This window comes from Arthrobacter sp. JDC6, from assembly GCF_056484025.1.
The window spans coordinates 3,476,654-3,495,976 of record NZ_CM151278.1 but is presented as its reverse complement, the minus strand read 5'-3'; the positions used below and the strand labels follow the sequence as shown (position 1 = coordinate 3,495,976).

Below are 19,323 nucleotides of genomic sequence, written 5' to 3'. Positions count from 1 at the left end.
TGCATACCACCATGAGAAGGACTCCCAGTGAAGATCACCGACGCACGGGTTGTGGTTTCGTCGCCCGGACGGAACTACGTCACGCTCGTAATTGAAACCGAGGACGGCATCACCGGCATCGGCGACGCCACTTTGAACGGTCGCGAGCTGGCTGTAGCCTCCTATCTCTCCGAGCACCTCTGCCCGTTGCTCATCGGCCGCGATGCCCGCCGCATCGAGGATGCCTGGCAGTACTTCTACAAGGGCGCCTACTGGCGCCGCGGCCCGGTGACCATGACGGCCATCGCAGCCATCGACGTCGCACTCTGGGACATCAAGGGCAAGGCGGCCGGCATGCCGGTCTATGAACTCCTGGGCGGCGCGGCCCGCGAGGGCGTGATGGTCTACGGACACGCCAGCGGCACCACCCTTGAGGACCTCAGCGCAGACTTCCAGCATCACCTGGACCTTGGCTACAAGGCCATCCGCGCCCAGGCAGCCGTGCCCGGCCTGGACAAGACCTACGGGATCGCCCCCGTGGACGGCAGACTCTACGAGCCGGCCAGCGGCAACGTGCCCCAGGAAGACACCTGGGAGACCACCGCCTACCTGGACTTCGCCCCGAAAATGATGGCCCACGTCCGCGGGGAGTTCGGCTACGGCGTCCACGTCCTGCACGATGTCCATCACCGGCTCACGCCCATCGAAGCAGGGCGGCTTGGCGCCTCCCTTGAGCAGTACCGACCGTTTTGGATTGAGGACCCGACGCCGGCCGAAGACCAGTCGGCATTCCGCCTGATCCGCCAGCACACCACCACCCCCGTGGCCGTGGGTGAGGTGTTCAACTCGATCTGGGACTGCCAGCAGCTCATCACCGAACGCCTGATCGACTACATCCGCACCTCCGTCTCGCACGCCGGCGGCATCACGCACCTGCGCCGCATCTTCTCCCTCGCAGACCTCTACGGCGTGCGCTCGGGCTCGCACGGCGCAGGTGATCTGTCGCCGGCCTCGTTCGCAGCCGCACTGCACGTTGACATGAGCATCCCCAACTTCGGCATCCAGGAATACATGGGCCACCGCGACCCCGCCGGGGAAGTCTTCACCACCTCCTACACCTTCAGCGACGGCTACATGCACCCTGGGGACGCTCCCGGCATCGGCGTAGAGTTCAATGAGGAAGCCGCCGTACGCTTCCCCTTCGACCCCAAGTACCTGCCGGTGAACCGGCGCCTGGACGGATCGGTGCACGACTGGTGAACACTGCAGCCCACCAACCCTTTGACGTGGTGGTGATGGGGGAGATCCTCGTCGAAGTCGCCACCGACCTTCCCTTTGCCCACGGCGTTCCCGCGCAGCTTGGCATCTCCGGCGACGCCCTCAACGTCGCAGCCTCCGCCGCCGCCGCAGGCGCCACGGTAGGCCTGTTGTCCGTGCTGACCGATGACGAATTGGGCCACGCCATTGCCGCCCGTATCGCCGAACTGGGCGTTTCGACCGACCTTCTAAAGTTCCGGCGCGGCCAGCAGGGCGTTTACCTGGTCCACAGCGATCCCGCCGGCGAACGCGAGTTCTCCTACGCCCGCAGCGGCAGCGTGGGTTCCACCCTGGGCCCGGAGGACGTCGATCCCGAAGTTGTCGCGGCAGCCGGGGCCCTGGTGGCGGGCGGCATCGCCTGCGCCATTTCACCAACGTCGCGCGCCGCCGTCGTCAAAGCTGCCGGCCTGGCCACACGCTTTGTCTACGATCCCAATTACCGCCCCCGCCTCACCACCGTGGAAGAGGCGACGGCGGCACTCACCGCCCTGGCGCCGCAGGCCTTCCTGGTCACGCCGTCATTCCCCGGCGAGACGGATGCGCTGCTGGGCGTTGCCTCTCCGCAGGAGGCCGCGGCCAAGCTGCGCTCGCTGGGTACCGCCAACGTTGCCGTCACCTGTGGGGCGGAAGGGGTCCAGCTCGAATGGAGCGGCGACGCCGCCCAAGGTGCCGGCTCTGCGTGGGTGCCGGCGGTTCCCGCCCCCGCCGTGGTGGACCAGACCGGTGCCGGGGACGCGTTCGTTGGGACGCTCACCGCGCGTCTGGTGCTGGGCGACGACTTCCCGACGGCGGCACGTTTCGGGGCTGCCGCATCGTCGCTGGTGGTGGGCGGTAAGGGCGGTACCGGTTGCATCCCCACATTCGAACAGACCAGGGCGCACGCCTCCGGGAACTTCTCCGAAGGAGCGCAGCCATCGAACGCCTGACTACATCTTCCCTGGCAACCAGCGGACACCACGCCGGCATCAAGCGGGACAAACTGCAGCCCGGCATCGTCCACCTGGGCCTGGGAGCCTTCGCCCGCGCCCACACCGCGGTCTTCACGGAAGACGCAATGCTTGCCGCCGGCGACTTCGAGTGGGGGATCATCGGGGTCACCCAGCGTTCCAGCACCGTGGCCCGGCAACTGGCGCCCCAGGATGGCTTGTTCACCGTGGCAGAACGGGGAGGCAACGCCGCCCCGCTGCGTGTGGTCTCCAGCATCGTCGACGCCATATCCGGGCGCGACAACCCGGAACTGGTGGTCGAGCGGATCGCCGCACCGGCCACAAAAATCGTCACCCTCACCATCACGGAAAAGGGATACCGGTTCGATCCGAAAACCCGCACCCTTGACCTGCAGGACCCGGATGTCCAGGCGGACCTCTCGGGACGCCCGCCGCGTACCGCCATCGGGCAAATTGTCCGTGGCCTGCAGCAACGGCCACTCACGGGTGCCGGAGCCATCACCGTGGTGTCCTGCGACAACCTGCCCGGCAACGGCGAACTGACCGGAACCCTGGTCCGGAATTTCGCGGCCGCCCTGCCCGCACCTGAAAGCGAACCCCTGCTGGCCTGGTTGGCAGGAAACGCAACCTTCCCCAGCACCATGGTCGACCGGATGGTGCCGGCCAGCACGCCAGGCGACCTGGCCGGCGTCGAACGTGAACTTGGCCTTCGGGACGAAGCCGCCGTGGTGGCCGAACCCTTCAAGCAATGGGTGATTGAGGACAATTTCGCCGCCGGCAGGCCGCGCTGGGAGGATGCCGGGGCGGTGTTCAGCACCGACGTCGCCGCGTGGGAGGCAGCAAAGCTGAGGCTGCTGAACGCCAGCCATTCGATGCTGGCCTATCTGGGGCTCGCCGCGGGCAAGGAAACCATCAGCGACGCCGTGGCCGTGGACGCGTTCCACACCGCCTGCCGGCGCATGATGCTCCAGGAAGCGCTGCCCACCATCACCCTCCCGGCCGGGCTGGGCGGGGAGCAGTACTGCGACGAGGTGCTCCGCCGCTTCGCCAACCCCGCCCTGGGCCACACCACCGCGAAAGTGGGCAGCGACGGTTCCCAGAAGATAGGGCTGCGCCTGCTGCCCACCATCAGGGGAACGCTCGACGCCGGCCGCGAACCCCGCTGGGCTGCGCTCGCCATTGCCGCGTGGATGCACCATGTGGCCGCCACCCTGGAAACCGACCTCAACGATCCGCTGGCCGCGGAGCTGAACGCAACACTGCCGGCCGCCAGGGACGCCGACAGCGTGGTGCCTGCACTGCTGGGCTTCCGGCCCGTTTTTGACCAGGACCTGGCGGAACATGGCGGCTTCCGCAACCTGCTCCTGCACTGGTACCGCATCATCGAAACCAACGGGCCGGACGGCCTGGGAAATGAGATCAACCATGGCTGACGCATCAGGCGTCCTTGGCGTTTCACCTGTCATCCCGGTGGTCACCATCGACGACGCCCAGGATGCGGTGCCCCTGGCCCGTGCCCTGGTGGACGGCGGCGTGAAGACCATCGAGCTGACGCTGCGCACCGACTCCGCGCTGACCTCGCTGAAGCTGATCGCCGAGGAGGTGCCGGACATCCTGGTGGGCGCCGGCACCATCCTCACGCCGGGCCAGGCCGACGCCGCCGTCCAAGCGGGTGCCACATTCCTGGTCAGCCCCGGTGTCACCCCGGCCCTGCTCAAGCACATGCTGTCCCTGGACGTCCCGGTGCTGCCCGGCGTCGCCACCGTGGGCGAGGTAATGGCCGTCCTGGAAGCCGGATTGGATGCGATGAAGTTCTTCCCCGCCGGGCCTGCAGGCGGTCCGTCCTATCTGGCGGCCATCGGGGCGCCCCTCCCGCACGTGCAGTTCTGCCCCACCGGCGGCATCAGCCTGGCCACCGCCCCGGATTACCTTCGGCTGCCGAATGTGGCCTGCGTGGGCGGCAGCTGGCTCACTCCGGCGGACGCCGTCGCGGCCAAGGACTGGGCGCGGATCACCAGCCTGGCCAGCGGGGCGGCCGCGCTGGGCCGGTAATCCACCCCGCAAGCCGGCCGGGCGTCAGCTCTCGGCTGCGGCAGCCCGGACCTGGGCTTTGTCGTGCTCCGCGTGGGCGTTGCGCAGCAGCTCCATGAACTCGGTTTCGTTGCGGACCAGCCGCTTGTACTTCTCGGGAAGCTTGCGGATCTGGTTTTCTTCGCGGCACATCTTGGCGAAGATCTTGTCGCGTTCGGCCATGTCCGTCTCGTAGTTGAGGTCCATGTATTCCGTGGCGTGGCGCCGCGCCCCGGACACCGCGTTCTTGGCCTTGCCCTTGGGGCTGAAGATGGACGCCAGGATGGTCACCACCAGGACACCCAGGATGACGCCCAGCGAGACGACGGTGCTGACCTCCACCACGTTGACGTGCTTGCCGTCGTTGATGAAGGGAAGGGTGTTCTCGTGCAGGGCGTGCAGGATGAGCTTCACGCCGATGAAACCCAGGATGACCGCCAGGCCGTACGAAAGGAAGATCAGCCGGTCCAGCAGGCCGTCAATCAGGAAGAACAGCTGGCGCAGGCCCATCAGCGAGAACGCGGTGGCGGTGAACACGATGAACACGTTCTGGGTGAGGCCGAAGATGGCCGGAATTGAATCCAGGGCGAACAGGATGTCCGTGCCGCCGATGGCCACCATCACCAGCAGCATCGGCGTCAGGACCCGCTTGCCGTTCTCCACCGTGAAGAGTTTGTCGCCGTCGTAGTGTTGCGACGCCGGCAGGAGCTTCCTGGCGAGCCGGACCACCAGGCCTTCGGAGTCGTCGTCGTGGCTGTCGGGTTTGAGCAGGTTGCCGGCGGTGAGCAGCAGGATGAGCCCGAAGATGTAGAACACCCAGGCAAAACTGTTGATCAGTGCCGCGCCTAGGAAGATGAACGCCGTGCGGGCGATCAGGGAGAACACGATGCCGAACAGCAGCACCTTTTGCTGGTCCGCGCGGGGCACCTTGAAACTGGCCATGATGATGAGGAAGACGAAGAGGTTGTCCACTGACAACGCCTTCTCCGTCACGTAGCCGGCAAAATATTCTGTCCCCATGTCGGGTCCGCCGAACACCAGTACGGCCAGCCCGAACAGCACGGCAATTCCCACGTAGATCGCGGACCAGGTGGCGGATTCCTTGAGGGAGGGCGTGTGGGCCTTACGGACGTGGAAGAAGAAGTCGAAGGCCAGCAGCCCCACGATTCCCGCAATGGTCAGGGTCCAGATATAAGCAGATACTTCCACGCGGCGGGCCTTTCGTCGGAGGGTCCCTCCAGCCTACCTAAGCGGGCTTCAGGAGTTCGTGCTCCATGACGGCGGTCCGGGACAGCGTCTTGTACCCCTCCTGTTCAAAGAGCACCATGATGACGTCGTCCTCGTGCCGCATCACCAGGCCGGGCCCCCACTCCTTGTGCACCACCGCGGACTGCAGCGGGAAAGGCTCGGCGGCGGCGGAAGCCGGCCCGCCGCCGTCGGACGCCTTGCCCGGCTGTTTCTTCCCCTGCTTTTGCTTGGCGTGGGACTTCTTTCCCGCCTTCCCCTTGTCCGGCTGCCCCGCGTCCCCCGAAGCGGCAGCAGCGCACCCGTCGCAGTTTCCGCACGGCTCCGGCAGGTCCTCGCCGAAGTAGCCCAGCAGGAACTGCCGCCGGCAGCCGTCCGTCTCCGCGTACGCACGCATCATGGTCAGCCGGGACTGGTCCACGCGCTGCCGGGCTTCGGCGAGTTCGACGGCGTCGTCCACCAGGGCGGGCAGCTTGGCTTTGGAGGTCAGCCGGATGCCCCGCTTGCCTGTGCTGACGGCGCCAACCTCTTCCAGCTGGTTGATGAGTCCCGTGATGCGGCGGGCGGGTAACCCGGTGAGCTCGGCCAGGGACGCCTTCGGCGCGGGAGCCTTGGCGGCCTTGAGAATCTTCAGCACGGCCAGGAGGGAACCGGGGTCGGGGGAGTGGGTGCCGAATAACTTCCGCAGGCCCAGGTCCTCGGAGCGGTAATGCAGCACGGCGGATGCGGGTTCGCCATCCCTGCCTGCCCGTCCGATCTCCTGGTAGTAGGAGTCCAGCGACTCCGGAATGTCGGCATGCACCACGAACCGGACGTTCGGCTTGTCGATGCCCATGCCGAACGCCGTGGTGGCAACCACGACGTCCAGCTGGTCAGCCAGGAACAGCTCATGGATGTGTTCCCGGTCCCTCGCGGAACGGCCGGCATGGTAAGCCTCCGCGCGCAGCCCCTCCTTGACAAGCTTGGCCGCGTATTTCTCCGTGTCCTTCCGGGTGGCCGCATACAGCAGGCCTCGACCCTTCCCGGCCAGCTCCGCCACCTGCTCAAGGACGGCCTTGCGCTTGCCCTTGTCCTCATGGTGGCGGACCACATCGAGGCTGATGTTGGGCCGGTCGAAGCCATGGACCAGGACCAGTGGCTGGTTCATGCCCAGCCGCTCCACGATCTCGTCCCTGACCGGCGGGGAGGCCGTAGCGGTCAAGGCAGCCACGGGCGGATTGCCCAGCTGTTCCCGGACATTGCCGAGGGCGAGGTAGTCAGGTCGGAAATCGTGGCCCCAGGAGGAAACGCAGTGGGCCTCGTCCACCACGAAGAGGGAGATGTTCAGGGCTTTGATCCGGTCTACGGTTGACTGCTTGGCCAGCTGTTCGGGGGCGAGGAACAGGAACACGGCCCGGCCATCCTCGGCGGCCTGCCATGAAGCCTCGACTTCGGCGTCTCTGTGCGAGGAGTTGATGGCCACAGCGGCATCCGGCCCGAGCGCCTGGGCCAGGCCGTCCAACTGGTCCTCTTGCAGGGCAATAAGCGGTGAAACCACGACGGCGGGACGTCCGGTGGTCCTGTGCAGGTGCAGGGCGGCGACCTGGTAGATGGCGGATTTGCCATATCCGGTGGGCATCACGGCCAGGACGTCGCGGCCGTCCGCAAGGGCTGCCATGCCAGCCAATTGGCCGTCCCGCAGGTGGGGCAGCGAGAAGGGTGATTCAGCAAGGGCCCGGAGGGCTGGTTCGTCGGCCATGGAAAGCGGCTCCGCACAGAAGAAAACTGCGGCCGCTTGCTTCAGCCGTAGGAACCACCCTACGCCAGCCCCGCGCCGCCGTCGTAAACCTTCGGGCGTATGTGGAAAAGCAGGCCGGACAGGGTGTCAGCCCACGGGCCTGCCGGCCAGCGGCCGTCCTTGACTTCAGGGGCAGCCTCAACAACTGTGGAAATTACCGAAACGGCTGGGCAGCAGGCGCATCTGGGACCGGCAAGCAAGGAGAACCCAACGTGGCGCGCGAAAACCCGAAGGTCGAAGAACCCGACGAATCCGAACTTGAGGTGAGCGGCCATCCCAAGACCTGGGCTGCCGGCGTGCCCGGCGTCTACCACTCGATGCAGCCTGCCCTCAAGCACATGGGCGTGGAGCGCTCGCGCAAGACCCTGCTGGCGCTGAACCAGAAGGACGGCTTTGACTGCATGAGCTGCGCGTGGCCGGACCCGGGCCACCGCAAGACCTTCGAATTCTGTGAGAACGGGGCCAAGGCGGTCACCTGGGAAGCCACCCCTGTGGTGGTCGGAAGCGAATTCTGGGCCGGGCATCCCGTCAGCGAACTGCGCCGGCGCACCGAGTACTGGCTGGGGATGCAGGGCCGGCTCACCGAACCGGTGTACAAGCCCGCGGGGGAGGACCACTACCGTCCGGTCAGTTGGGAGGATGCCTTCACGATCATCGCGGACAAGCTGAAGTCCTTGCCCAACCCCAACCAGACAACGTTCTACACCAGCGGCCGCACCTCCAACGAGGCCGCCTTCCTGTACCAGTTGTTCATCCGGGCCTACGGCACCAACAACCTGCCCGACTGTTCCAACATGTGCCACGAGTCCTCGGGCTGGGGCATGGGCCAGACCATCGGCGTGGGCAAAGCGACCGTCTCCTACGACGACTTCGGCAAGGCCGACCTGATCATCGTCATGGGCCAGAACCCGGGCACCAACCACCCGCGCATGCTGACGGCACTGGAAGAAGCCAAGGAGGCCGGCGGCCACATCGTCGCCATCAACCCGCTGCCCGAGGCCGGACTGATGCGGTACAAGAACCCGCAAAAGGTCAAGGGCGTCATCGGCCACGGCACCCAGATTGCCGACCAGTTCCTGCAGGTGCGGATCGGCGGGGACATGGCCCTGTTGCAGGCCGTTTCGAAACGGGTGCTGGATGCCGAGGATGCCAATCCGGGCAACGTCCTGGACCACGCCTTCCTCCAGGAACACTGCGAGGGGCTGGCTGAACTCCGGGCGCACCTGGCCAACCTCGACGAAGCCGCGGTCCTCGAAGCCACGGGTCTGCGCAGCGGGGAAATCGATGAACTGGCGGCCCGCTATCTGGCTGCGGACAAGGTCATCATCACCTGGGCCATGGGCATAACCCAGCAGAAAAAGGGCGTCGCCACCATCAAGGAGATCATCAACCTCCTGCTGCTGCGCGGCAACATCGGAAAACCCGGCGCCGGGGCTTCCCCAATCCGCGGCCACAGCAACGTCCAGGGTGACCGCACCATGGGCATCTGGGAACAGATGCCGCCTGCCTTCCTGGACGCCCTGGGCAAGGAGTTCAGCTTCGAACCGCCCCGGGAACACGGCGCGGATGCCGTGGAAACCGTCCGGCAGATGCGCGACGGTGGCATCAAGGTCTTTGTGGGGCTTGGCGGCAACTTCGTGGGCGCGATGTCGGACACCTCAACGGCCGAGAGCGCCATGGAGAACACCGAACTTTCCGTGCAGATCTCCACCAAGCTAAACCACTCGCATGGAGTCACCGGGGCTGAAGCGCTCATCCTGCCAACCTTGGGCCGGACGGAGATCGACCGCCAGGAAACCGGGCCGCAGTTTGTTTCAGTGGAGGATACCGTCTGCGCGGTGCACTCTTCCCGCGGCACGGTGGAACCGGTGGGACCCAACCTGCTGTCCGAGGTGGCGATAGTCTGCCGGCTGGCAAAGGCGACGCTGGGAGACACCATCAACGCCGACTGGGCCGGCTTCGAGAAGAACTACGACCTCATCCGGGACCACATCTCCCGCGTGGTCAACGGGTGCGGGGACTACAACCGCAAGATCCGGCAGGACGGCGGCTTCGTGCTGCCCAACGGCCCGCGGGATTCACGGACTTTCCACACTCCCACCGGCAAGGCCATCCTGACGGTCAACGAACTTGAGCACGTGGAACGCCCCGCCGGCACCCTGATCCTGCAGAGCATGCGCTCGCATGACCAGTTCAACACCACCATCTACGGCAACAACGACCGTTACCGTGGCATCAGGAAGGGCCGCGAAGTGGTTTTCGTCAATCCGGCAGAGCTTGCCGAACTGGGGCTGGCCGACGGGCAGCGCGTGGACATCCGCGGCGTATACAAGGACAACGTGGAACGGGTCCTCTGGAACTACCGCGTGGTGTCCTATCCGTCCGCGAAGGGCTGTGCCGCGGCGTACTACCCCGAGGCCAATGTCCTGGTTCCGCTGGACAGCGTGGCCGAGGGCAGCCAGACACCCGTGTCCAAGGCGGTCATCGTCCGCCTGGAGCCGGTGAAGGTACTGGAGGACGAGCCCACCGCCGCGGGCTGACTGTCCTCGCCGGCTATTGACCGGTGTCCGCCCACCCGCTGCCCGCCGGCCCGCCGTGGGCGCCGTCGTCGATCAGCTGGAACGCCACCTTGGCAGCCTTCTCGATGGCTTCACCAGCGGCTTCCCTGTTCCCGGCGCTGCCCGTGCCTGCCTCCAGCGCTGCCGCGTAGCCCACCAGGAACGTGGTGACGGGGGCGGCGGCATGGATTACGTTCTCGGAGGATTTGCGGGCCAGGTCAAGGAGCAGCTCCTGGTCCATGTTGAGGTCAAGGATCTGCAGCGCCTGGGCCAGCCGGTGGCTCCACTGGTCCAGCACCCGTGCTTCGTCGTCGTTCATTGCCATGGTTCTCCTTAGCGCCGTTGGTGCGTTTACGTGTCGATGGTGGACATGTTGGGGTAGCGGGCGCCGGCAGTTGCTCCGGCCGGTGCCAGCTGGTCCAGCAGCTCAAGCTCGTCCTGGCTGAGCTCGATGTCCACGGCGCCCAGGTTCTCGCGCAGCCGTTCACGTTTCTTGGTGCCCGGGATGGGGACGATATGTTCCCCCTGCGCCAGCAGCCAGGCGAGGGCCAGCTGGCCGGGAGTGCACTGTTTCCTGTCGGCCAGCTCCCTGACCCGGTCCACGAGTTCCAGGTTGCGGGTGAAGTTGTCGCCCTGGAAACGCGGGGAGTGGCGGCGGAAGTCGTCTTCGGCGAAATCGTCCACGCTGCGGATCTGCCCGGTGAGGAACCCACGGCCCAGCGGGCTGTAGGGCACAAAACCGATGCCCAGTTCCGCGAGCACGGGAAACACCTTGGTTTCAGGCTCCCGCTCCCACAGCGAATACTCGGTTTGCAGGGCGGTGATGGGGTGCACGGCGTGGGCCCGCCGGATGGTCGCGGCGGATGCTTCGGACAAGCCAAGGTGCCGGACTTTTCCGGCCTGGACCAGTTCCGCCATGGCGCCAACCGTGTCCTCGATGGGAACGGTCTTGTCCACCCGGTGCTGGTAGTACAGGTCGATGTGGTCCACGCCCAGGCGCTGGAGGCTGGCGTCGCAGGCGGACCTGACGTATTCGGGGCGGCCGTTGATGCCCACCCAGGAACCGTCTTCGCGGCGCTCGTTTCCGAACTTGGTGGCCAGGACCGCTTCTTCGCGGCGGCCGGCGATGGCGCGGCCCACCAGTTTTTCGTTGGTGAAGGGGCCGTACATGTCCGCTGTGTCCAGCAGGGAGCCGCCGGCATCCAGGAACTCGTGGATGGTGGCGATCGACTCCTGCTCATCGCCGTCGCCGTAAAACTCGCTCATGCCCATGCAGCCAAGGCCCAGGGCGGACACTGTGAGTTGTCCAATGGTGCGCGTTTTCATGGGTGCTCCTCAACGGTAGAACGTGTTCGGAAAACCAGCTGGCCTGCGCCGTTTCCAGGGCAGCGGAACCGGTTGGTGCAGCGTACGCCACTATAGGGGTATCCCTCATGGATTGCTCCCCTAAACAAGGGGCTTCATACCCCTAGACCCCTTGGTGGGCCGTGCCTAGACTGGGCGAATCCCCACCCGGAACCGTTGCCTGACCACTTCACATATCAGGACGCACCAATCGGCCAGGGCTGTTCCCCTCGCGGGATGTGCCACCCAACCAGATCACGGCCGTCCCACCGGACGCCTGACTACAGGAGCGATAGATGACAGGGAACAAAGCCGTTGCCTACAAAGAAGCCGGCAAGGTGGAAGTAATCGACATTGACTATCCGACGTTTGAGCTCAAGGACGGGCCAGGTGTCAACCCCGCGAACGTGGGACGCCCGGTCAACCACGGAGTGATCCTCAAAACGGTGGCCACCAACATCTGCGGATCGGACCAGCACATGGTGCGCGGCCGTACCACGGCTCCGCCCAACCTGGTGCTGGGCCACGAGATCACCGGCGAAGTGGTGGAGGTGGGCCGCGATGTCGAGTTCATCAAGGTGGGCGACCTCTGCTCGGTGCCGTTCAACATCGCCTGCGGCCGCTGCCGGAACTGCAAGGAGCGCAAGACCGGCATCTGTTTGAACGTGAATCCCGCGCGCCCCGGCGCCGCGTACGGCTACGTGGACATGGGCGGGTGGGTCGGCGGCCAGGCCAACTACGTTCTGGTGCCGTACGCAGACTGGAACCTGCTGAAGTTCCCGGACAAGGACCGGGCCATGGAGAAGATCATGGACCTGGCCATGCTTTCGGACATCTTCCCCACAGGGTTCCATGGCGCAGTCACGGCAGGGGTGGGCGTCGGTTCCACCGTGTACATTGCCGGGGCCGGTCCCGTGGGTCTTGCGGCAGCCACCAGCGCGCACCTGCTGGGGGCCGCCGTCGTCATCGTGGGCGACATGAACGAAGACCGGCTGGCACGGGCGCGCAGCTTCGGCTGCGAAACAGTGGATCTGACCAAGGGCGATCCGAAGGACCAGATCGAGCAGATCCTGGGCGTCCCTGAGGTGGACTGCGGCGTCGACGCCGTGGGATTTGAAGCGAAGGGCCACGGCCACGATGCCAAGGAGGCGCCGGCGACGGTCCTGAACTCCCTGATGGAGCTCACGGCCGCTGGTGGAGCCCTGGGTATCCCCGGCCTGTACGTCACGGGCGATCCGGGCGGCATCGACGAGGCCGCCAAGAAGGGCGCACTGTCACTGAGCCTCGGCACCGGCTGGGCAAAATCGCTGAGCTTCACCACTGGCCAGTGCCCGGTGATGAAGTACAACCGGCAACTGATGATGGCCATCCTGAATGACAGGGTCAACATCGCCAAGAACGTCAACGCCAAGGCCATCCCGCTGGAGGAGGCACCGAAGGGCTACGCGGAGTTCGACGCCGGCGCAGCCACCAAGTACGTCCTCAATCCCAACGGCTACTTAAGCTGACGCGGCGGCGGGCGGGGATGCCACCAAGGGCCCCTTGCTTGCGGAAATAACTGTTGCCCGGGCCGGGTTAGGCTTTGCACGGGCAACACAAACCGCAAACGAAGGAGTTTCCCTTGAGTGACATCACCGTCCGCCACAATCCCGGGCGCGAACGCTTCGAGATCCTCGACGCCGGCAACGTGATCGGCAAGGCGGTGTACAAGGAGTACGACGGCGGGGAGTCGCCGCAGCGGATTTTCTACCACACGGTGATCAACGAGGAATACGGCGGGCAGGGCCTTGCCGGGCGGCTGGCCACGGCTGCCCTGGACAGCACGGTCCAGGCCGGGAGCAGCATCATCCCGGTATGCCCGTTCATCAAGAAGTTCCTTGCAAAGCACCCGGAATACTCGGCCAACGTGGTGCCTGTGGCGCCGGCGCACCTGGAATTCCTGGACAGCGCGTTGTCCGCCCGCGCCCGCGGCTAGCGCATCCCTATTACAGCCGGCGGAACACCCCGCAAGCCTTCAGGAAGCTCCCAACCGCCGGTGATTTAATCAGCATCTGTCAGCGCGGCCCACCGCCGCGCTGGTGTTGTTTTTGATTGCCGAGGCGGGACAGGAGCCCTTGTATGTCCGTGCACCCCATGGTGCCCACACCAGGCCGCGGTGCTCCGCTGCAACCGCCGGGCAGGCCATCAAACGGCAAGCCAGCTCCGGGCAGGAACCGGGGCCACAGAAGGCTGCTGTGGCTGGCCCTTGCGGTAGTACTGGTCATCGTCGGGACCATCACCCTGGCCGTGGTCCGGTCCGAGCCACTCACCGGTGCCGTGGTCCCCACCCAGCCGGCCGTACCCGCAGCGCCGGTGGCGGCAGCTCCGCCGTCGTTGCAGGACAGCGTGGACGACATCCTCAGTGACGCGGCCGAATACCGGATTGGGCTGGCGCTCGCCGATGTGTCCGGAGGTGCGGAACGGACGTTCGGCGACCAGGACACGTTCACCGCGGCCAGCACGGCCAAGATCCTCACTGCTGCCGCCTACTATCACCTGGTGGAAAACGGGCAGGCGGGCCTGGAGGATCCCATGGGCGACTACGACGCCGCGTTCCAACTCAAGGCCATGGTCAACGACAGCAACAACGACTCCTGGCTGTTGCTGATGGATGCCGTGGGGTACCCGCAGTTGATCGCCTACGCGGGCTCCATCGGCGTCACCTACGACCCCGAAGAAAACCTCCTGACCGCGGCGGACATGGCCCTGATCCTGAAGAAGCTCTATGCAGGCGAACTCCTGGATAAGGACAACACGGCGCAGCTGCTCAGCTACATGCAGGACACCAACAACGAGGACCTCATCCCGGCGGGATCACGGTCCGGAGTGGACGTGTACCACAAGTACGGGGAAGTGTCCGGGGAACTGCACGACGCCGCGCTCCTGAGCTACCGCGGTTCGACCTTCGCGCTGGTCATTTATACGGAGAACCCCGCCGGCGGGGCGGATGAGGGCCAGGCCGAGGTGATCCGGGACCTGACCAGGGCGGTGGAGGACGCACTCTTCCCGGTGGGAGTGGCAGGAAAATAGCGCACGCCACCCTGCGCGGGAGACCCGCCGAGTCGCCTGCGGTGGAAGCTTTAGGCCAGACTGTTACCGTGAGCAACAACCCCCGGACTGCCCTGGCCGTCGCCGGACTCAGCCTGGGCACGGCACTGAACCCACTGAACTCCTCCATGATCGCCGTGGCCCTGGTGGTGCTGCGCGCCGACTTCGGGCTCGACGTTGCTGCCGTCACCTGGGTGGTCACCTCGTTCTACCTGGCCTCCGCAGCCGGGCAGCCGGTGATGGGCCGGCTCGCCGACCGGTTCGGCCCGCGGCAGATGTTCATGCTGGGCATGGGGCTGGTAGCCGTCACCTGCGCGCTGGCCCCGCTGGCCCCGAACTTCGCGCTGCTCTGCGTGGCACGGGCGGTCATGGCTCTGGGAACTGCCACCGCATATCCCAGTGCCGTGGTGATGGTGGGCGCTCTGGCGCACCGGGCCAAGGTGGACTCGGCCCGCCCGCTGGGCCGGTTGCAGATGGCCAACACGTCCGCAGCCGCGGTGGGCCCGGTGGTCGGCGGCCTGCTGGTGGGCTTCGTGGGCTGGGAGTCGCTGTTCCTGGTCAACGTCCCGCTGGCACTCGCGGCATTGCTGACCGTGCGGAAGGCCGCACCGCCGGACCAGGTCCGGGAGCGCGGCAGCCTGGCGGAACTGGTGCGGGACTCCGACGTCCCGGGGATTGCCGGGTTCATCGCCGCCCTTCTCCTGGTCATGATGGCTGCGCTGAACGTGGCGCCGGACTACCGGTGGTGGATGCTGGCCGCCGGAACCGTGGTCGCGGGGCTGTTTGCCTGGCGGGAGCTGCGCTTCGCCAAACCCTTCCTGAACCTGCGGCTGCTGGGCCGGAACCGGCCGCTGATGCTCGTGTACCTGGCGTTCGCCGTGTTCAGCAGCGTGTACTACTTCGTCTTTTTCGGCCTCCCGCAGCTGCTGCAGGAAGCCGGCGGTTACGACCCCGGCGTGGTGGGGCTGCTGATGCTGCCCCTGGCCGGCATGTCCGTGGTAGCCACCCCGTGGGCAGTCTCCGCCATGGGAAGGTTCGGTGTCCGGCGGGTGCTGCTTGCCGGCGTCGTCCTTTTGACCGTGGTGGCGGCGCTCATGTGGCTGCTGACCGGCACGCTGGCCATCCCCGTTGTGGTGGTACTGACCGCGTTGATGGGCATCCCGTACGGCACGGTCAGCATCGCCTCCAACCAGGGCATGTTCGTGTCCACCCGGCCGCAGGACCGCGGGGTGGCGGCCGGGATCTACCAGACCTGCCGCTACGTGGGCGCGATCACCGCCACCGTGATGATCGGCGTGTTCGCATCAGGCGGGGTGCACCAGGACAGCTGGATGCGGATGGTGCTGGCCATGCTGGTGCTCTGTGCCGTGACGTTCGGGATCTCCGTGTTCTGGCGGCAGCAGAAGGCCTAGGTGCGTTGCGCGGGTGCCCCCGGAAAGGTGTGTCCAGCCTGCGCTCACCTGCAGTAGTACACCTCGCGGTTGTACAGGAGCCGGTCCCTGACCTGTTGGCTGTCTTCCCGGTCGGTGCACCGCCCGGTGGTCTGCGCATAGTGCTGGCCCACTTCGATGGACTCCCCATTCCGATCGAGGCTATGGGTATTGATCCGGGTCCGGACGGTGGAACCGGCTGACTGATCGTCCGGATAGGTGCTGGAGGAGTTGTACGACGACGATTCCAGGCCGCTGGGTGTGGAGACGTCAGTGCTGACTGTGACACCTGAATGGCAGAACCGGGGATCGCTGTAAGTGCCGCATTCGCCGGGCTTGCTGACTTGCGCGCCATCGCTGCTTGCTGCCTGTGCCGGTCCCGCAAAAGCCGCAGCGGCCAGCGCCACTGCGGTGCCAATAAGGGCGGTGCGTTTCGTGAACATCGTGATTCGTCCTGCCTGCCGGGGGTATGGAGAGCTCCAATTCTGGCCGCCGCCCCATCCGCCCCCTAGGGCCATTGGTCCCCGATGCCGGCCCTTGGCGCAGGATCAGGCTGGGGTGAGCAGTCAGGGGCTAAGTGGGTGCCACCGGCGTGACCCGGATCCGGGCAATCCGTAACCGGTCCATGCTGAGGACCGTCAACACGTACCCCGGTATCTGCACCCGGTCGCCTGCCTTTGGGAGGCGGCCCAGGCGGTCCATCACGAACCCGGCCACCGTTTCGTAGTGCCCCTCCGGGAGTTCGATTCCGGCGGCGGCCTTGAACTCCTGCAGGATCAGGCCGCCGTCCACGTCGATGGTTCCGTTGGCCACGTTGACCCGGTCCTCGTGCTCGGCGCCGGTGTCGTATTCGTCGTAGATCTCGCCCACCAGTTCCTCCACCAGGTCTTCGAGCGTGACCACGCCGTCGGTGCCCCCGTACTCATCCACCACCAAAGCGATGTGCTGGTTGGTCTTGCGCATCCGTGAGAGGGAGGGGAGCACGCGGTTGGTGCCGGGCAGGGGCAGGATCTCCCGGGCGATGTCCCGCACGGGCGAATGGTCCTGCACCTCGTCGCGGGGCATCAGGTCGCGGATGTGGACGAAGCCCAGGACGTCATCCGGGCTGCGCCCGATCACCGGAAACCGTGAGTACGGGCCGTCCCTGACCATCCGGCGGGCGTCCGCCACCGTCATGGCACCGTCGATGAAGGTCACCTCCGTGCGCGGGCGCATCACCTCCTGCAGCGTCCGGTCCCCGGCGCCGAACACGTCGGCCAGGATGTGGCGGCTGCTCTCTTCGAGGAGTTCGTTCTCGGCCACCATGTCCCAGAGCTCTTCGGAACTGATGCTTTCCCGCTTGACGCGCGGGTCACCGCCAAAGAGCCTGACCACGGCGTCCGTCGAGACCGACAAGAGCCAGATGACCGGCCGCATGGCATGCGACAGGGCAATCAGCGGCGGGGCCAGGATGCGGGTGAAGGCAACAGGGCTTTGCAGCGCCAGCCTCTTGGGGGCGAGTTCGCCCAGGACCAGGGAAAGAAAAGCCACCAGCAGGGTCATGCCGATGAAGGACACGGGCCCGGCAGCCGCACCAAGTCCGAGGGCTTCAAGGAGGGGTACGACGGCGGGAGCGATCGCCGAGGCCCCATACGCCGCCGAGAAGAATCCGGACAGGGTCACGCCGATCTGGACCGTGGAGAGGAAACGGTTGGGGTTCCGGGCAAGGGCGGCAGTCCGGGCGCCGGTGTCACCGGATTTCTCGATGCGGCGCACCTGGCTTTCGCGCAGGGAGACCAGTGCGATTTCCGCCGCCGCGAACACCCCGCCCAGCAGCACGAAACCGAGAACCAAAGCGATATTAACCAGGGTGCCGCTGTCCATGACACGACCTTACCCAGCCGCGGACCCGCCGGCGCCTGCCTTCGTGTCGAAGTCAGGAAGCCGCGGGGCGGGGCCGAAGCCGGAGTGCCTGCATACCGCCGTCAACAGCCAGGTCCACTCCCGTGGTGGACCCGGCGAGGGGGCTGGCCAGGTATGTGACGGCTGCAGCGACCTCTTCCGGGCAGACGAGCCGGCCGTGCGGCTGACGGGCCTCAAGGGCGGCCCGCTCGGCCTCGGGGTCTGCCGCTGTGGACAGCAGGCGAGCGATCCACGGAGTGTCAGCGGTACCCGGGTTTACGCAGTTGACCCTGATCCCTTCCTGAAGGTGGTCGGCAGCCATGGCCAGGGTGAGTGACAGCACAGCACCCTTCGTTGCGCTGTAGAGGGCGCGTTGGGGCAGGCCTGCGGTAGCCGCGACGGAGCAAGTATTGACGATCGCCGCGTGGGAGGACCGGCGCAAGTACGGAAGGGCGGCCCTTGAAACGCGGACTATACCCATCACATTGATATCAAACACACGGTGCCACTCGTCGTCGTTGTTGGATTCAATGGTGCCCTGTGCGCCCACTCCGGCGTTGTTGGCCAGGATGTCGATCCCGCCCAGCTGCTCTGCTGCCTGCCGTACGGCCCGCCGGACAGAGCTGTCATCCGAGACGTCGCACTGAATTGCTGTGACCCCTTTCGGCGCCTGCTCGGGGCGGAGGTCCAAAACCGCCACTGCTGCGCCGCGCTCCTGCAGCAATTGGGCCGTTGCGGCCCCTATTCCGGAGGCTCCGCCGGTGACGATTGCCTTAAGTCCCGCAAACTCCATTGTCTGGTCCTTTCGTGGTCGGGCTACCTAGCCCTGGAAGAATTCCTGGCGCTGGCGGCCGAGTCCCGCTACTTCAATTTCGACGACGTCCCCGGCCTTCAGGTAAGGAAAGCGCCCGGACAGGGCGACCCCCTCCGGAGTGCCGGTGCAGATCAGGTCCCCTGGCTCAAGGACCAGGAACTGGCTGAGATCGTAGATCACCTGCTCCACCCCAAAGATCAGGTCACGGGTGGAGGAGTCCTGGCGGATTTCACCGTTGACCCAGCTCCGTAACTGCAGGTCGCTGGCGTCCACTTCATCCGGGGTAACCAGGTACGGGCCGGTGGGGCAGAATCCGGCGCAGCTCTTTCCCTTGGACCACTGGCCGCCGGACACCTCCAGCTGGAATGTGCGCTCGGACAGGTCATTGACGGTGACGTAGCCGGCGATGTGGTCGCGAGCCTGTTCGGGGGACTGCAGATAGGAAGCCTGCCGCCCGATGACCACTCCCAGCTCGACCTCCCAGTCGGTCTTGGTGGACCCGCGGGGAATCGCCACAGCATCGAACGGGCCTGCCACCGTGTTTGGGGCCTTATGGAAAATGATGGGCACCGACGGAGGAGCGGCCCCTGACTCGGCCGCATGGGCCGCATAGTTCATGCCCACGCATATGACCGATGACGGCCGGGCGATCGGGGCGCCGATCCGGGCACCATCAACTGCGATCTCTGCCAGTTCCCCGGCGGCTAGCGCTGCCGCTGTGCGCACCGGTCCGTCGGATTCCCAGAAGCCGGCATCGATGTCCGCCGCCACCTGTTCGAGGGAGTAGTACTTCTGGTGGTGCAGGACGGCTGGTACTTCCTTGCCTGGCTCGCCAATTCGTGCGAATTGCATGGTCCTTCTTTCGCTAATTGAT

At 66.1% G+C, this 19,323-nt stretch carries 17 protein-coding genes; 9 read left to right on the top strand and 8 right to left on the bottom strand.

Going from position 1 to position 19,323, the window contains the following annotated elements:
• The first annotated feature begins 27 nt into the window (after positions 1-27).
• The 4 genes from manD to eda are packed head-to-tail and all read left to right on the top strand — an operon-like array spanning position 28 to position 4,295.
• A complete protein-coding gene (gene manD / locus ACV095_RS16190; RefSeq protein WP_144601318.1) occupies positions 28-1,239 on the top strand; it encodes a D-mannonate dehydratase ManD in 1,212 nt (403 codons plus the stop codon).
• Positions 1,236-2,222: a PfkB family carbohydrate kinase gene (locus ACV095_RS16185; protein ID WP_235509746.1), complete on the top strand. Its 987-nt coding sequence runs from the start codon at positions 1,236-1,238 to the stop codon at positions 2,220-2,222. Before manD ends, ACV095_RS16185 begins: the two co-directional genes overlap by 4 nt.
• Positions 2,144-3,676 carry a mannitol dehydrogenase family protein gene (locus tag ACV095_RS16180; protein WP_478222283.1) on the top strand — a complete coding sequence of 511 codons (1,533 nt, stop codon included), beginning with the start codon at positions 2,144-2,146 and terminating at the stop codon, positions 3,674-3,676. Before ACV095_RS16185 ends, ACV095_RS16180 begins: the two co-directional genes overlap by 79 nt.
• Positions 3,669-4,295, top strand: coding sequence for a bifunctional 4-hydroxy-2-oxoglutarate aldolase/2-dehydro-3-deoxy-phosphogluconate aldolase (gene eda / locus ACV095_RS16175; protein WP_056389346.1), 627 nt, complete (start codon positions 3,669-3,671; stop codon positions 4,293-4,295). The genes ACV095_RS16180 and eda overlap by 8 nt, the downstream gene beginning before the upstream one ends.
• A 24-nt stretch (positions 4,296-4,319) precedes the next feature.
• On the opposite strand, the gene ACV095_RS16170 is transcribed toward eda, so the two are convergent.
• Both ACV095_RS16170 and ACV095_RS16165 read right to left on the bottom strand, forming a co-directional pair.
• Positions 4,320-5,522 carry a TerC family protein gene (locus ACV095_RS16170; RefSeq protein WP_018771382.1) on the bottom strand — a complete coding sequence of 401 codons (1,203 nt, stop codon included), beginning with the start codon at positions 5,520-5,522 and terminating at the stop codon, positions 4,320-4,322.
• A 37-nt stretch (positions 5,523-5,559) separates the two neighbouring features.
• A complete protein-coding gene (locus tag ACV095_RS16165) occupies positions 5,560-7,296 on the bottom strand; it encodes a RecQ family ATP-dependent DNA helicase (protein ID WP_478222282.1) in 1,737 nt (578 codons plus the stop codon).
• Between the two features lie 251 nt (positions 7,297-7,547).
• Between ACV095_RS16165 and ACV095_RS16160 the strand changes: the two genes are divergently transcribed.
• Entirely contained in the window at positions 7,548-9,875 is a 2,328-nt protein-coding gene (locus ACV095_RS16160) for an FdhF/YdeP family oxidoreductase (protein ID WP_478222281.1), read from the top strand.
• Between the two features lie 13 nt (positions 9,876-9,888).
• Here the strand turns inward: ACV095_RS16160 and ACV095_RS16155 are convergent, their stop codons facing one another.
• Complete coding sequence (locus tag ACV095_RS16155) at positions 9,889-10,218, bottom strand: DUF6457 domain-containing protein (protein ID WP_478222280.1); 330 nt, start codon at positions 10,216-10,218, stop codon at positions 9,889-9,891.
• A 26-nt stretch (positions 10,219-10,244) separates the two neighbouring features.
• Positions 10,245-11,219, bottom strand: coding sequence for an aldo/keto reductase (locus ACV095_RS16150; RefSeq protein ID WP_056389358.1), 975 nt, complete (start codon positions 11,217-11,219; stop codon positions 10,245-10,247).
• Between the two features lie 314 nt (positions 11,220-11,533).
• Here ACV095_RS16150 and fdhA point away from each other — a divergent pair, with 314 nt between their 5' ends.
• From fdhA to ACV095_RS16130, 4 genes are all read left to right on the top strand, one after another.
• Positions 11,534-12,745 (top strand): formaldehyde dehydrogenase, glutathione-independent, encoded by a 1,212-nt coding sequence (fdhA, locus tag ACV095_RS16145; RefSeq protein ID WP_018771377.1) that lies wholly within the window; start codon positions 11,534-11,536, stop codon positions 12,743-12,745.
• Between the two features lie 113 nt (positions 12,746-12,858).
• On the top strand, positions 12,859-13,212 hold the full coding sequence (locus ACV095_RS16140; protein ID WP_018771376.1) for a GNAT family N-acetyltransferase: 354 nt from the start codon (positions 12,859-12,861) through the stop codon (positions 13,210-13,212).
• A gap of 143 nt (positions 13,213-13,355) precedes the next feature.
• Positions 13,356-14,306 carry a serine hydrolase gene (locus ACV095_RS16135; protein ID WP_056389361.1) on the top strand — a complete coding sequence of 317 codons (951 nt, stop codon included), beginning with the start codon at positions 13,356-13,358 and terminating at the stop codon, positions 14,304-14,306.
• 68 nt (positions 14,307-14,374) lie between these two features.
• Positions 14,375-15,736 carry an MFS transporter gene (locus tag ACV095_RS16130; RefSeq protein ID WP_223993971.1) on the top strand — a complete coding sequence of 454 codons (1,362 nt, stop codon included), beginning with the start codon at positions 14,375-14,377 and terminating at the stop codon, positions 15,734-15,736.
• 44 nt (positions 15,737-15,780) lie between these two features.
• On the opposite strand, the gene ACV095_RS16125 is transcribed toward ACV095_RS16130, so the two are convergent.
• The 4 genes from ACV095_RS16125 to ACV095_RS16110 all read right to left on the bottom strand — a co-directional run bounded on the left by ACV095_RS16125 (position 15,781) and on the right by ACV095_RS16110 (position 19,301).
• Positions 15,781-16,197 (bottom strand): hypothetical protein, encoded by a 417-nt coding sequence (locus tag ACV095_RS16125; RefSeq protein ID WP_056389367.1) that lies wholly within the window; start codon positions 16,195-16,197, stop codon positions 15,781-15,783.
• A gap of 130 nt (positions 16,198-16,327) precedes the next feature.
• Positions 16,328-17,617 (bottom strand): hemolysin family protein, encoded by a 1,290-nt coding sequence (locus ACV095_RS16120; RefSeq protein ID WP_134165901.1) that lies wholly within the window; start codon positions 17,615-17,617, stop codon positions 16,328-16,330.
• A gap of 52 nt (positions 17,618-17,669) precedes the next feature.
• The gene (locus ACV095_RS16115; RefSeq protein ID WP_478222279.1) at positions 17,670-18,428 is read right to left on the bottom strand and encodes an SDR family NAD(P)-dependent oxidoreductase; all 759 of its coding nucleotides are present in this window, start codon (positions 18,426-18,428) and stop codon (positions 17,670-17,672) included.
• A gap of 27 nt (positions 18,429-18,455) precedes the next feature.
• A complete protein-coding gene (locus ACV095_RS16110) occupies positions 18,456-19,301 on the bottom strand; it encodes a fumarylacetoacetate hydrolase family protein (protein ID WP_056389373.1) in 846 nt (281 codons plus the stop codon).
• Positions 19,302-19,323: the final 22 nt, after the last annotated feature.